At 27.5% G+C, this 15,345-nt stretch carries 11 protein-coding genes; 3 read left to right on the top strand and 8 right to left on the bottom strand.

Features of this window, described 5'->3' with window-relative positions; genetic code table 4:
• Positions 1-9: 9 nt before the first annotated feature.
• The 4 genes from ACWXVK_RS00640 to ACWXVK_RS00625 form a co-directional block, all read right to left on the bottom strand.
• Positions 10-1,656, bottom strand: a complete 1,647-nt coding sequence (locus ACWXVK_RS00640; RefSeq protein ID WP_456016904.1) for a DAK2 domain-containing protein — start codon at positions 1,654-1,656, stop codon at positions 10-12.
• Positions 1,643-1,948 (bottom strand): hypothetical protein, encoded by a 306-nt coding sequence (locus ACWXVK_RS00635; protein ID WP_456001774.1) that lies wholly within the window; start codon positions 1,946-1,948, stop codon positions 1,643-1,645. Before ACWXVK_RS00635 ends, ACWXVK_RS00640 begins: the two co-directional genes overlap by 14 nt.
• Before the next feature lie 14 nt (positions 1,949-1,962).
• The gene (gene glyA, locus ACWXVK_RS00630; RefSeq protein WP_456016902.1) at positions 1,963-3,219 is read right to left on the bottom strand and encodes a serine hydroxymethyltransferase; all 1,257 of its coding nucleotides are present in this window, start codon (positions 3,217-3,219) and stop codon (positions 1,963-1,965) included.
• An 80-nt stretch (positions 3,220-3,299) separates the two neighbouring features.
• Complete coding sequence (locus tag ACWXVK_RS00625) at positions 3,300-3,821, bottom strand: hypothetical protein (protein WP_456016901.1); 522 nt, start codon at positions 3,819-3,821, stop codon at positions 3,300-3,302.
• A gap of 382 nt (positions 3,822-4,203) precedes the next feature.
• On the opposite strand from ACWXVK_RS00625, the gene ACWXVK_RS00620 reads away from it, so the two are divergent.
• The gene (locus ACWXVK_RS00620) at positions 4,204-7,131 is read left to right on the top strand and encodes an AAA family ATPase (RefSeq protein WP_456016899.1); all 2,928 of its coding nucleotides are present in this window, start codon (positions 4,204-4,206) and stop codon (positions 7,129-7,131) included.
• Between the two features lie 183 nt (positions 7,132-7,314).
• On the opposite strand, the gene ACWXVK_RS00615 is transcribed toward ACWXVK_RS00620, so the two are convergent.
• Complete coding sequence (locus tag ACWXVK_RS00615; protein ID WP_456016897.1) at positions 7,315-8,919, bottom strand: hypothetical protein; 1,605 nt, start codon at positions 8,917-8,919, stop codon at positions 7,315-7,317.
• Between the two features lie 425 nt (positions 8,920-9,344).
• Here ACWXVK_RS00615 and ACWXVK_RS00610 point away from each other — a divergent pair, with 425 nt between their 5' ends.
• Positions 9,345-9,641 (top strand): hypothetical protein, encoded by a 297-nt coding sequence (locus tag ACWXVK_RS00610; protein ID WP_438340497.1) that lies wholly within the window; start codon positions 9,345-9,347, stop codon positions 9,639-9,641.
• Between the two features lie 33 nt (positions 9,642-9,674).
• Here the strand turns inward: ACWXVK_RS00610 and rlmD are convergent, their stop codons facing one another.
• Both rlmD and mnmE read right to left on the bottom strand, forming a co-directional pair.
• On the bottom strand, positions 9,675-11,042 hold the full coding sequence (gene rlmD, locus ACWXVK_RS00605; protein ID WP_456016895.1) for a 23S rRNA (uracil(1939)-C(5))-methyltransferase RlmD: 1,368 nt from the start codon (positions 11,040-11,042) through the stop codon (positions 9,675-9,677).
• 13 nt (positions 11,043-11,055) lie between these two features.
• The gene (mnmE, locus tag ACWXVK_RS00600; protein ID WP_456016894.1) at positions 11,056-12,402 is read right to left on the bottom strand and encodes a tRNA uridine-5-carboxymethylaminomethyl(34) synthesis GTPase MnmE; all 1,347 of its coding nucleotides are present in this window, start codon (positions 12,400-12,402) and stop codon (positions 11,056-11,058) included.
• Positions 12,403-12,687: 285 nt separating this feature from the next.
• On the opposite strand from mnmE, the gene ACWXVK_RS00595 reads away from it, so the two are divergent.
• A complete protein-coding gene (locus tag ACWXVK_RS00595; RefSeq protein ID WP_456016893.1) occupies positions 12,688-13,377 on the top strand; it encodes a TIGR01906 family membrane protein in 690 nt (229 codons plus the stop codon).
• A gap of 42 nt (positions 13,378-13,419) precedes the next feature.
• On the opposite strand, the gene ACWXVK_RS00590 is transcribed toward ACWXVK_RS00595, so the two are convergent.
• Complete coding sequence (locus tag ACWXVK_RS00590; protein ID WP_456016892.1) at positions 13,420-15,330, bottom strand: M13 family metallopeptidase; 1,911 nt, start codon at positions 15,328-15,330, stop codon at positions 13,420-13,422.
• Between the last annotated feature and the right edge of the window lie 15 nt (positions 15,331-15,345).

The following is a 15,345-nucleotide window of genomic DNA, read 5'->3' as shown; positions in this document are numbered from 1 at the left end:
TCAATTCTCCTATTCCGCTGAAATTAAATAAGGATAAATACTTTGACCACCATTGTGTATTTCGATATCTACATCAAAATTTATTTCAATATAATTTTGTAATTCATCTATATCTGACTCAGTAACATCTTGGCCATAAAAAATGTTAACTAATTGCGTTTCGGGAGTAATTAATTCATGAAGTAATTTTATTGCTGCACCATTAAATGTTGAATCTGTATCTTTCAATCTTCCTTCTTTTATAGCCATAAAATCACCGGCTTTAACCTTAATACCGTTGAGTTTAGTAGTTTTAATTGAAGGAGAAACCTCGCCATAATGAATATTTAAAAGAGCATCATTCATTAGCTGTTGATTATCAGAAACACTATTTTCCTCACTATAGTTAAATAAAATACTTAGCGTTTGGGCCTGCGATTTTGTTGGAATTACTATAATTTCTTTATCTTGCACGATAGTTGAGGCTTGTTGGGCTGAGAGGATAATATTTTTATTATTTGGAAGAATAAAAATAGTTTCAGCTCTTACGGCGTTAATAGCGGATACAATGTCATTTATTGATGGGTTATTAGTTTGCCCACCTTCAACAATATATGAGACACCATTTTCCTTCAAAAGATCAATAATGCCAGTTCCAGAATTGCACGAGATTACAGCGGTCTTTTTTATTGGACCGCAATCATGTTGATTATCGTCACAACATTGATCATTACTATTATTATCATTTTTATTTCTTTTACTATCATTAGCTTGTAAGGTCATATTTTCAATCTTAATTTTTATAAATTGTCCCAAGCTGTTGGCAATATTTAAAACATCACCAGGTCTAGTGACATGAATATGAACCTTTAAAAATGAGTCATCCTGCACAAGAACCATTGAACTACCATGTTTCTCTAATTTCGAAATTAATAAATCTTTTTTGAATTTTTTCTTATTTTTTAATTCGACAATAAACTCAGTGCAATAACCAAACTCACCATCAAAAACTTCATTATCAGATATAAATTTATTTACCTCAGTTTGTTTTTCCAAAAGTGTAATAGGTTGACCTTGAAAGTATAAATGCATTCCCTCAAGAATAGCATACAAACCTTCACCTCCTGAATCAGTAACCTCAACTTCTTTTAAAACCGGTAATAGATCAGGTGTATGATCGCAACTTATTCTAGCGAGTTCCACGGCGACACGTGAAACGTCAGTAATATCACTATCAATAAGAATTTTTTCTTTCAACCCTTCTGATGTTTGTCTAATAACAGTTAATATTGTCCCCTCAACAGGTTTTAAAACAGCTTTGTAAGCGTATTTATAAGCTTCCTCAAACCCTTTTACCAAATCATAAGAATTTATCTCTTTTTTATCCTTGAAAGCAACTGCGAAACCTTTAAAAATTTGGCTTAAAATTACCCCAGAGTTACCTCTGGCGGAAAATAATAATGATTGACCTATTTGACTGGAAATATCAGAAATATTGCTAAATTCATCTGCCTTAATATTTTCAACTGCAATAATTGTTGATGTCATATTCGACCCTGTATCACCATCAGGCACAGGGAAAACATTCAATGCATTAATAAGATTTTGTTTGTTGCTTAAATTATAAGCACCAGACAAAATAGCGCCCAGCCATTGTTTTCCGTTAATTTTTTTCATTACTTATTCCTTTTATAAAAACACAAAGTTTTGATAATTTTATATTTTCGCTTTTTAGTTTGTAGGTTAAGATTTGATATATTTCTTCCACTAGGTTTTTTGCATTTAAGTTTACCAAAATTATTAATCCAATAGTTACAGAAATTCCGTTTTTTTGTTTCGGCATCTTTTCCACAACTATTCCCGTATTAGCAAAATTAACCATATTTGTTTCATCCAAAGCCTTAAAATCAACTACGCCAGCAATTGAACCGATTCAGTTCTTAATATCTGTTTCTAATTTTTCTAACATTGAAACCTCTAACATTAATTTTTGATGTAACTTCTTTTTATTGGAAACATATTAGTTAGTTTAGCTACTTCTTTTTTAATAACTGTTTTTAAATTCTCATTATTTGGATCTCTTAACAACTTATCCATTAGGTTAGCTAAAATAATAAATTCATCTTCGCCAAAACCACGAGAAGTCATGGCGGCTGATCCTAATCTAATGCCACTAGATACTAATGGTGTTTCTGTATCGTTCGGTATTGAATTCTTATTAACGGTGATATTGCATTCTTGTAATACTCTTGATGCTTCTTTACCAGTTAAACCATATGTACTTTTAACATCAATCATAAAAAGATGATTTGCTGTTAAACCAGAAATAACTTTCGCTCCTTTATTCATAAAAGTTTGACAAAAAACTTTTGAATTAATCAATAACTGTTTTTGATAATCAATAAATTCAGGTTGAAGCGCTTCATAAAAAGAAACAGCCTTACCGGCAATTTGATGAAACAAGGCTCCCCCTTGGCAACCAGGAAAAACTGCCTTATCGATCTTTTTAGCCAATTCTTCATCATTTGTTAGAATAATTGCACCTCTTGTCCCTCTTAGTGTTTTATGAGTTGTTGTCATAATCACATCGGCATAACCTACTGGTGATGGATGCAATTTTGCTATCACTAACCCCGAGATATGTGATATGTCTGCAAATAAATATGCACCTACTTCATCTGCAATATCTCGAAATCTATTAAATTCTACAATTTGCGAATAGGCTGAGTATCCGCATATAATCATCTTAGGTTTAACCTTTTTAGCTATTTTTAAGACTTCATCAAAGTCTATTACTCCATTTTCGTCAACTGAATAAGTATATGATTCATAAAAAATTCCGCTAAAAGAGATTTTGTAACCATGAGTCAAATGACCTCCTGAATCAAGAGAAAGACCTAATACTCTATCACCTGGTTTTAACAAGGCCATATAAACAGCGGCGTTAGCAACTGATCCTGAATATGGTTGAACATTTGCAAATTTAGTACCAAAGAGTTTTTTTGCCCTTTCCTGTGCTAATGTTTCAATTTGGTCAATAAATTCGCAACCTCCATAGTATCTTTTATTAGGGTATCCTTCACCATATTTATTTGTCAAACACGATCCAACAGCATTTAGTACTTGCTCAGAAACGTAATTTTCTGAGGCAATTAATTCAATATGGTCAGTTTGTCTCTTTGACTCATTATTGATTATTTCTGCAACTTCTTTATCAATTAGCGAAATTTTTTTATACATATAATCTCCTTGGAAAGTAAATATTTTATTTTGGCTTAATTTAAAACTAATTTAGATATAAAATAAAAAACTAAACTTATTTAGTCTAGTAATGTTCTTTTTGCTCTTTCTTCTTGTTCAAACTGTAATTTTTGTTTTTCTTTTTTCTTTTTTTCAATATGTTTAAACACAAGCAATATTGGTAACGATAAAAACGCAAGGCCAACAGCTGGCATGACTCTGTAAGGCCACTCTTCAACGCCTGATGAAACTAAGAACGAAGCCATAGCAATTGCAAATGGAACTAAAAAAACGAACGAACTACTGCTATAAATCTTAAATTTAAAAACTATTAAAGAAACAACTGCAGTTTGAATAATAACAATACCAATAGCAATAGGCAAGAGCATAGACCATCTTTCCATTTTTTTTGTTATTTCAAATGCCCATCCGTCTCGGCCGAGCAAAATAAATAAAATAAATGAAGGAATTGCTATTAAGAATAAACCAGTTAAAGCTATCTTTCAAGAGCTAGATAATGCTTTTCTTTGCTTTTGAACCTCAAGTGTTCTATAGTTATTAATGTTAATTTTTTTATTTTTTCATTTTTTATTATTGGACATATTGGTACCTCAATACTAATAAAGCTTTATTTTTATTAATTTTATCAAAATTAAAAAAATATTTAACTATAAGGCTTTTTACAATAAACTTACACTTCTTTTAAAAACTAATTTTATATGTTTTAAGGATTAATTTTTATTCTTATTTTTACTCTTAAAACTTTAATAAAAATTACTAACAAACTTGTATTGTAAAATGAATAATCGTGCTTAAAATAAAATGAAAACAATTTATTAATTCATTATAAATTTATTATCAAAAATGGCTTTTATAACAACAACATTGAAAAAAATGTTTTTTGCTAATCCTTTTTAAAAATAGTTATTATAATAATTTATATTATTATTTTTAAGTCTTCATTGAAAAACGGAAAGGAAAATAATGAAATTAATTCAAGTTGAATCACATGGTTTTAAATCCTTTGCTGATAAGGTTACATTAAAATTCGACGGCGGTGTTGTTGCAATTATTGGACCAAATGGCTCAGGTAAATCAAACATTAATGATGCTATCAGATGAGTTTTAGGTGAAACTAGTTCAAAAGTTTTACGTGGTGACAATATGGAGGACGTAATTTTTGCGGGCTCAAAAACGGAAAAGGAAATGAATCGCGCAGAAGTCATACTTACTTTTGATAATCGTGATCGTGCCGCTAATATTCCTCATGATTTTTTTACAATTTCTCGTGTCTTAAATAGAGGAAAGGGCGCCAATGAGTACTATATAAATGGTGAAGTAGCAAGACAAAAGGACATTAAAGAAATTGCTATGCAAAGTGGCATTTCAAAATCATCATTAGCAATTATAGGGCAAGGAACTATTTCTGATATCGCTGAGGCAACACCTGAAAGAAGAAGAGAAATTTTTGAGGAAGCATCTGGAACATCGATGTATCGCTCAAAAAAACAAGAAGCATTGCGCAAATTAGAAAGAACGCAAGAAGCCTTAGATCAAATAGCAATTGTTGTACAGGAATTAGAAAAACAAATAAAACCATTACAAAAACAGGCTGAGAAAGCAAAGAAATATAAAATAATGAGCGAACAACTTAAAGAAGTTGAAGTCTCATTGTTAGTTCACGATTTTATGGCTCATTCAGAAAAGTTAGATGAGCTAAACGCTAATTCAATGATTTATAGTCAAAAAAAAGAGGATCTTGAAATAAAAATCAAACTTTACAATGATATAACAAAGCAAAAAAACGATCTCATGGTTGAACTCGATGCTGCGATTATTAATCTAACTTCTCGCATTGATGAAATAAGTAGAGAAATTAACGATTTAGAAATAAGATCTGCTAGGGAATCAAAACAACGTGAAATGCTTATTAGTGGAAGTATTGAAGCAAACGTAGAGCAAAAAAGAGAAGCCCTAAAAGACGAATTAAGTAGCCTAAATACAAAAATTTCACTTTCTAAAAATTTTATTAAACAACAAAAAGAAAAAATCAACACCATTAATCAATCTATCTTAAATATTTCAGCTCAAAAAAATGACCTTAAAAGAGAACTGGATAACGACAAAGAAAAGCTACAAAAAATAAATTCAAAATTAGATTATATTCATGAAGTAAAGCAAAGCAAAAGTAATTTACAAAAAGGGACAAAAAATATTGTTGAAAACTCGCATTTATTTAAAGGATATAAGGCTCTAGTTTCAGAAATTATAAGCGTTGATGCTAAATTTGGCCTTGCTATTGAAACAATTCTAGCAGGAGCCTTACAACATATAGTTGTTGATAATTCTGAAACAGCTGTTAAGGCTATTGAATTCCTAAAAGAAAATAATGGTGGTAGAGCAACTTTTATTCCATTAGCATCCATAAATCCTAAATACGTTTCGGAACACCATATTGTTGTAGCCCAAACTCAAAAAGGATTTTTAGGTATTGCATCAGAGTTGGTTTATACTGAACGTGAATTTGATATTTTAAGAAAATTTTTATTAGGCAATATCTTGGTTGCGGATAATATTGAAAATGCTAATAGATTATCACAGCTACTTGAAAAACGCTATATGGTTGTCACTCTCGAAGGAGACATAATTAGAGTTGGTGGTGTTTTAAGTGGGGGGCAAAAAAGCGACAACATATCAGCATTTGGCCTTGATGAGCAAATAAAAAAGATTGAATCACTGAAACCAGAACTGTTAAAAATAATTTCTGAACGACAAACAAAATTAAATGATCTAGAACAAGAAATTCAAAAATTACTTAGTTTATTCTCGAACTTAAGCCTTAATTTATCAAAACAAGAGCTTATACAAAACGATGATTTGGCAAAATTTGATGAATTAAGAATTCAATATGAAAATATATCAAAAGAAAAAATAGAAGAGCTAGAGACTGTTAACATTGCATATGAAATTCAAAAACTAGTACTTGAAAGAAGCCATCTTTTAACAAACAAAACTTCTCAAAATGAATTATTACAAGTTGCTAAAAAAGAGTTTGCAGAAGCAAACGCAAAACAAAGCGCGGCTAATAATGATTTAAATAAACTCATTAGTGAAAATGCTATGCAAATAGCAGAAAAAGCAAAATCAGAAGCAGCTATTAATTATGCAAAACAAAGACTTTCAGAACAATATAATATGCTTTTTGAGACAGCAAAAGAGTTTTATATAGCAGATTTAGATTTTGAAATAGCAAGAAAAATTGTTTCTGATTTAAAAAATGATATAAAAGATCTTGGCCATGTAAGTTTGGACTCAATCGAACAACTTAAAGAAACAGAGGATAGATACGATGAAGTCAAAAAGCAAGAAAAAGATATTGTTGAAGCAAAAACAACAATTGAAGAAGTTATTAGTGAAATGGATAAGATAATAATCGAAAGAATAACTAACACCGTTGATCTTGCAAATAAGGAAATAAAGTTTGTTTTCTCAAAAATGTTCGGTGGTGGAATGGCAGAAATTAGATACACAGATCCAGAGAATCTTCTAGATAGTGGAATTGATGTTGTGGCACAGCCACCTGGCAAATCTATCAAAAATTTAAAACTTTTTTCTGGCGGTGAGAAAGCACTTATTGCAATTTCACTATTGTTCTCGCTATTAAAAGCAAAGCCATTGCCATTATGTATATTAGATGAAGTAGAAGCCGCACTTGATGAAGCAAATGTAATCCGTTTTGCAGAATTCTTACAAAATCTTAAAGAAAAAACACAATTTATCGTTATCACTCATCGCCAAGGCACAATGGAAAGGGTTGATAAACTTTATGGTGCAACAATGCAAAAAAGAGGTGTTACAACTTTCTTTAGCGTAAACTTAGCCGAAGCATCAAGATTAATTGAAAAGAATTAAATTAAGCAATTAAAAAAGATGCAATATAGGTTTGTTATGTACAAAAATAGCAAGATGAAAAAGTAGACACTCCTCCTATGAGGGTGTCTACTTTTTCCTATGTTTTCTAATTAAATCTTAAACTTTTTGTGGTTTTTTAACTAAAACAAGTTTATATTGATTTTTCGGTACCGTAGATAATTTTTATTTATTTTTATTTTGCGTTTTAGGTGTTTTTAGAAATCCAAGATGACCAACACCTGTTCGATGAAGAAATGTATATTTTATTAAAAATTCATCTGTTTCTTTATTGTCAAACGTTATTTTGGTTAAAAGAAAAATTCCTGGTTTAGTTTGGTTTTTGTATTTATGAACTCAAGCCTTAAATTCCAAAATATAATTTTTATTTCTATCTCATCTTGTATTTTTTTCTTTTGGATCAAAAATATTTGTAAAATGTTTATCTTTATATTGAGCATAAAAGGCAGCTTCTGTTTGTTTTTTTGTTTCAGGTTTTTTTAGCATTTCAATAACTTGATCTTCAGTGTACATGGTTGTTTCTAATTTTGTTTTATCTATTTTTATTAGATTAGCACCATTTTTTAATTCATCAATAAATGTTCACAATTGTGTTAATGCAATATTGTAATCGTGCATTTTATGAATATCTAAATTTGTTGACAAGGTATAGTAAGCATCATTTTGGTTTTGTAACCAAGTTTTATATGTGATTTTTTCTCCTAATTTTTTAATAGCGTTTTTACGATATTGAATTAATTTGTCAAAATCTCCGTGAGTGATTTTTCTTTCATCTATTTGTTGCTTAGTTATAAACTTATTTTGTTGAAAAAGTGGAAATTTTTCTCCAAATTCTTTAAGATCTGCAAAACTAAATAGCAAAATGTTTAACATTCTAAAATAGTTATTGACATCTTTTTTGTCTTGTAATAATTGTCTTATCGTTCTTTTTGATGGATCAATTTGTTTATAATAGTTATTTATGCTATTTTTAATGTCATTAGCAGCGACACCGTTAGACGTAAATAAAGACTCATCATAAATATTATTTATCTTTTGTCATTCTTTATTTATATATTCTTCAAAAGTATCTAGAATTTGTTTTTGCTTTTGTTTTTCAAATGAAGATATTAAAACCTTACTATATTTTTCACTCAAATATGTTTTACTGTTATTTTTTAAAGCAAAAACTATCTCGTCTGCTAATGAGTTTAAATGTTTTTGTTTGTTTTCATCTACCTTAATCTTATTGACATTAATATCTTTATTAAAGATGTATTCCTGTCCTTCTAATGAAAAAGAAAATCTAATTCCTTTTTCCTCTTTTGAGGGGTCGTATTTTTGATATAGATATTGATTATAATAATTATTAACTATCTTTTGAATTTGTTCATTTGAAGGCTCATTATAATCAAAAATAATATCTGGAGCAATGTTTTTGAAAGCATTCTCGTCTAACTTTATAGATGGTTTATGAGGTTTTTTATCATCTGTTGAAGGATTCGTTTGTTTTTGTGAATTTTGTTTTCCTATTTGTCTATTAAAATCTTCTTCTGTAATCGATTTATCGATAGAAGGCTTATTTAATTCTTCTTTATCAAAACCTAACAATTCAATTGATGAAGGTGTTTGGGGTGTCTTTTTTGGTTTTTGAGAATCTTGCGGATTAACTGGATTTGATGGGTTATTTGGTTTATTTGGTTCTTTTTTTGTGGCGCAAGATATTGTTATAATAGGAACTAATAATGCAGATGAAGTTCCTAAAAGAAAAAGTTTAGATTTTTTTGTCATCTTATTACTCCTTAATATAAAAAATATTTATTGCAATATTATATTATATATATATATATATGTTGCATTTTTATGCAATTTTGAAACGTAAGACATAACAAATAAAAACAATTCATTTTTTAAAAAGATTTTAAAGTCAATAATCAATTATTAAAAATATATTCTTATCTATATTTTTTTAACAAAAACCCATATTTATTGAAGCTATTTCTATGATTTACTTTGCTTTAATATTTTTTTAAAAATTAATAAAAATAAAAAAGGCTTGAATTCAATAAAACTTTCAAGTCTTTTGTTTCATCAGGTTTTTTAATTATCTTATTAATTTTTAAATTTAATAAGAAGTAACTACTTTTTTAAGGGTATATTTTTAAGGGTAATGGTGGTATAATTAAATATATATTTTTTACATTATAGAGGTATATATGTACGGTCTTGTTTTTTATCTAAAAAAAGAATTATTAATTAGAGAATATGGAGTCGGCGAAGAAAATTATAAACAAGCATATGAAGAAATAAGGGATATTTTAAGACACTATGGTTTTCACTGATTGTCAAACAGCTTTTATTTCTCGCGTTCAATAAATAATTTATTACAAATTACAAAAGCCTTACAACATATAAAAACTATTCCTTGATTTAAAAAATCACTCGTTTCGCTTCATGTTTTTAAAATGGAAGACTTATCAAACTTTACTGAATATATAATTGATGAAAAGTAAGTTTTTGACTTACTTTTTTAAATTTAAATTTTATTAAGATTTCTTTTCTAGTAAAACTAGAGTTTCAATATGTTGAGTTTGTGGAAACATATCGTAAGGCTGTACTTCTATTAATTCATATCCGAAACTTGTTATATTCTGTAGATCACGAACTAATGTTTTAGGCTCACAACTTAAATATATTATTTTCTTAATATCAGAATCATTAATTGATTTAATAGTTTCTGAATCTAAACCTTCTCGAGGCGGATCAAAAATCACTAGATCAATTTTTTCTTTATTTAAAATAAGCCACTTATTTGCATCATCATTTATTACTTCGATATTAGAAATTTTATTTTCTTTAATATTTTCAATAGCCATTAATGATGATTTTTTGTTTATCTCAACCGAATAAACCTTACGACATTTATGCGCAATAAAGCAAGCGATTGTACCAACTCCACCAAAAGCATCCAAAACGTTCAATTCATTACTAGGTATTCAATCACTTATCTTTTTATATATATTATTCATAACTGTTTCGTTTATTTGATAAAAAGTATCATTAACAACATTAAACACTAATTTTCCAAGTTCATATTTTATACCATTATGATTTAGCAAATTAATCCACTTATTAGAAGTTGTATTAAAGAAAGTTACTTTATAGCTTAGATTGTCCTTTAATAAGGCTTCAAATAATTTTATATTCTCAGGACTTAAATCTTCCTTAATATGAAGAATGATTTCAATGCAACAAAATGAGCTTTTTGGCGATCTTAAAGTAATTTTAAATGGTTTAACCTGAAATATAAGATTTTTAAAATCTTTTTCAAAATCTGTTTTTGGACTAATTAGCACTTTTTTATAAAATTCCCTAATTGCAACAACCGCAAGTTCCATTTCTGTTTGCTCAACTAGATCATGGCTATATTTTTTAAAAAAACCTATTTTTGGACCTTTTTCATCATATTTTATTTGCAATGAAATTTTATTGCGGTAAAACCATTGGCAATTTGATTCAAGTATAGGTAAAACTTTTGTGTAATTTAAATTTCTTTCAAATAAATTCTTAATAATATATTGCTTAAATTTTAACTGGTTTTCATAATTAATCCCAGCTAGTGGAGTAGAACCTGTTTCATACAACAAAACTCTCGAAGGTTCCATTTTTTCTCTCAATAATGAACAAGTTCTATATTTTTTTACTTTTGCAAAACAACATTTTTTAGAGCAATATGTTATTTCAATATCGACTTCTTCGTCAGGTAGTAAATTATAAACAAATATAGGAACTTTAAAATCTCTTATTATCCCTAAACCTTCATACGAAAGGCCTAAATAAAAGGGTTTTGATTCATTTTTAACCCATTTCAATATTTGACCTTCTTTTAGTTCGACTTTTCTACTATAACCCATTTTTCACCTTTTTTTACTTTCCTAAACAAAATTTATTAAACATATTATCCAATAGAGATTCGTTATCATGCTCTTTGTTTAAAATTTCTCTAAGTAGTGACCATGCTTTATTAATATCGAGTATTACAATCTCAGGGCCGAAACCTTTATTCATACTTAAAATCGCATTATTTAATTCAATATAGCACTGCTTTAACAAACCTAATCTTCTAGTATTATAAATTAATTCCCTGTCATTATAATCAAGATTTAAATAGTTTTTTACCAAACTATTCTTTAACTCTCAAATATTTTTATTTTTTGCTGATGTTAATATATAATCAGATGAAACTTTATCATTTAATAAATCACTTTTATTCAATACTGGAATATATATTTTTCCTTTTGACATTTCTTTTATTAATTCATCTTCTTTGTTTTCTTTTTGACCTGGGTTAAATAAATGAACAATAATTTTCGCTTCTTTAATTGCATTTAATGAACGATCTATTCCGATTGATTCTATTTTATCTTGAGTTTTTCTAATTCCTGCAGTATCTATTATTTTAAAAGGAATTCCATTTATTTCATAATCACCTTCAATAATATCTCTTGTTGTTCCTTCGATATCTGTAACAATTGCTTTTTCTTTATTTAATAATAAATTTAAAATTGAAGATTTCCCGGTATTAGGTCTTCCGACGATAGCTACTTTTATTCCGTTATATACATCAGTTGCAAATTCTGATTTTTTTATTATTATTTCAATATATTGTTTTAAATTTGTTATTAACTTTAAAAGTTTTGTTTTATCCATTTGTTCAATATCATTATATTCTGAGTAGTCAATATTTATTTCTATAATTGAAATAATATTAATTAGTTGTTCTTCTAATTTATTAATTAATTCATTATCTTTATCTTCAAATTGATTAATAGCAATTTCTGCTTGTATATTAGTTTTTGCATGTATAAGAGAATTTATAGCTTCTGCTTTTTCAAGACTAATTTTGCCATTTATGAATGCTCGTCTTGTAAACTCACCGCGAGTTGCTAATCTTGCTCCATTCGAAATTATTAAATTTAAAATTTTATTCGTAACAATTATCCCACCATGAGCATTTATTTCAATCGTATCTTCTCCTACATAGTTTTTATTACCGATAAAAAAACTAACTAATACTTCATCTATTTTTTTATTGGTTATTGGATCTATTATAAATCCATAAGTTATTGTTTTATCTTTCCCGATTTTTCCTGTATAAATTTTTTTAATTATACTTATTGCCTCAGGTCCTGATATTCTTATAATCGATATGGCTTGATTAATATTGCCAGAAGAAATAGCTGCTATAGTATCATTATAATAATTAATATTCATAGAATTTTAATTATATTAAAATTATTAGAAAATAATTTAAAATAAAAAAGAAAAATATATGTTTATTCTTTTGTTTAATTAATAATAAAAATAATAAATGTCGATAAGTCGAAAAAAAATAAAAAAACCTTAATTTTAAAAGAAAAAAAAGTTTTTTTAGTGTCAATTGTTTTGTTTTTTATTTGCTATTTAATAACATTTCTATTCTTTGTTACTTTATTGCTAAAAAACAGAATCGTTTTTTTAAAAAGCATCTTGTTAATTAATGCTATACTAATATAAGCAATGTGAAAAAAATGTAAATATTTTTTGTATGTTTTTATGATAATAAGTATTATGCTATTTATCTTAAGTTTTTCGATTATGTTGCCAATAATTATTAAACCTTTTTACTATTATCATTTATCTAATCTGGATTACAAAAATATCAAATTTAATAATGGTGAACTAAATTATGATCAACTTAAATTAGCATATAACGAACTTTTTGGTTATTTAGTTTTATTTAAGAAATTTGGGACTGGGAAATTAGATTATTCATCTTTAGGAATGGCGCATTTCACAGATGTGAAAAGACTGATTTTAATAGATTTTATTATTTTAGGTTTTTCTTTATTTACAATTCTTTTAGTTTTTTTAATATCAAAATTTACAAAAATAAGAATAAAAATTATTAAATCTTGTTTTATTGCTTCGACAATTTTACTAGGGGTACTGATTATTGTTATAGGGTTGGTAATTAGTAATTATGATGTTGCTTTCCGTAAGTTTCATGAATTATTTTTTGCTGGTAAAACAAATTGAATATTCGAACCTTCAAAAGATGAAATTATTAAAATTTTACCTTCTACTTTTTTTAAGAACAGTGCTATTTTTATAGCATCAGTAATTATTTTTTGAATTTCTCTTTTTATTTTTTTACAATTAATTTTATTTTTAAAACGAAAAAGAAAACAATCTGTTTTGTTACATTAAAAAAACCTCCTTCTTTTTTAAAATACAAGAAGGGGGTTTTAATTATCAAATTTTTACTCTTTTTTTCGGGTTTAGGAACATTTGGTCAGACTCTGATATTTTAAAAGTCTTATAAAAATCGTCAGAGTTTTGTACCTGAATGTTTGTTCTTAATATAGCAGGAGCATGAACATCAGAAGCTAATAGTAATTTTTGAAGTTCAGGTCTTTGTTTAGATCTTCAGGTGATAGCATAGTTTATGTAAAAATGTTTTGGGTTGTAATCTTTTTCGCTTTTTGCTGCTTCAAGGGCACATGATAACCCACCTGCATCTGCGATGTTTTCGGATACTGTTAGTCTTCCGTCACATTTACCAACTTCTGTTTTTTTATTATCAAATAATTTAACCATTTTTTCAGCTCTTTTGTTAAATTCTTTTTTATCATCTTCGGTTCACCAATTTACCATATTACCCACTTCATCAAAGTTAGCCCCATTATTATCAAAGGCATGTGATATTTCATGAGCTATAACTGCCCCTATACCACCGTAGTTTGAAGAAGAGGATTGTTTTGAACTATAAAATGGAGATTGTAAAATGCCTGCTGGGAAAACTATTTTATTACTTGAAGGGTTATAATAAGCATTAATTATAGCTGGAGACATTGACCAAAGATTAATATCTTTCTTTTTACCATATTCAGCAAATTTCGCTTTTTGAACAGCCATTGTGAAATTAAGGGCATTTGTTATTAGATCATCATAGCCATTATACTTTTGAACAATAAATTCCTTATAAAAATCTTCAATAATTTCTGGGTAGCCTACATAAACGCCAATTTTAGAAAGTTTTAATATAGCTTTGTCTTTTGTTTGCTTTGATAGTCAGGTGTTTTCTTTTAAGCGGTCCTCGTATATTTTGACCATTTTATGAATCATTTGCTCGACATTCTTTTTGTTTTGGGGGCCAAAATAAGTTTCACCGTAATATTTACCAAAAGGCATAGAAAAAACATTATCAACAACAAATTTTACGGCTATTTTTTTCTTGCTAAAAGGTTTTCTTTGACCACTTAAAGCTCTTGAAAATTCCCCGGAAATTACTAAGCTTTCATAATCTAATAAGCGAGATAATTCAATTAATGATGAAATATATAGAAAAGCTTTATAAAGTTCAAAATTTTCTTTTGTTAATAATTTCGAATAATTGTCAACTAAATCTTTCGAAACGCAAATAACTTCACTAATGCCATCATTGATTAATGAATTTAAAATATTAGATAAATTTATTTCTTTTATTTTTTTATTGAAATCATCAACTTTTCTAGGGTGATAAATGTTAGTTATAATTGCTCATTCTTGTGCTGAAAGAATATATTTTGATGCCTCGTTATCTCATAGGAGAGCTTTGTTAACTAAATCATTTGCTCATTTTTCATCATTATTTACTTTTAACAGCATTTTTTTAACCATATTAACTCAAATTCTATAAAATGAGTTCTTTTTTTCTTCATCACTATAATAACTTTTTTCTGGAAGGATAACAGAAGGGGTCGAAACAAAAAGGGTTTGTTTTTCATGGTTTTTAAAATCTGTGTGTATAAAAAAAGGAATAGGAACTTCAAAATTTCTTAAGCATAAGCTAGTATAGTTATTTTCAATATCATTTCATGATTGATATGACTCTATTTCTTTTAGTATTGGAATAATAGGCTTTATTGAGTGTTTTTTTCTATCGTTTCAATTATTAACTAAATTATAAAATTTAACCATTTCTAGAAGAATTTTATTTTCAGTTATTTCGGATGAGTCGATTGATCATTTTGTTATAAGTTTAGTTTTTAATCTTGTTAAACTTTCATCTAATCTTTCAAACGTGCCGACCGAGGTTTTGTTATCAGCAATTTTATGCTTATTTAATCATTCTCCATTAATTGCCTCAAAAAAATTTTCTTTAATTTTAGCTTTATTCATAATTTACCTTTCAAA

The sequence above is a fragment of the Mycoplasma sp. 3398 genome, from assembly GCF_053851555.1.
The sequence above is the reverse complement of the archived record's forward strand: the minus strand, read 5'-3'. Positions and strand labels throughout refer to the sequence as shown.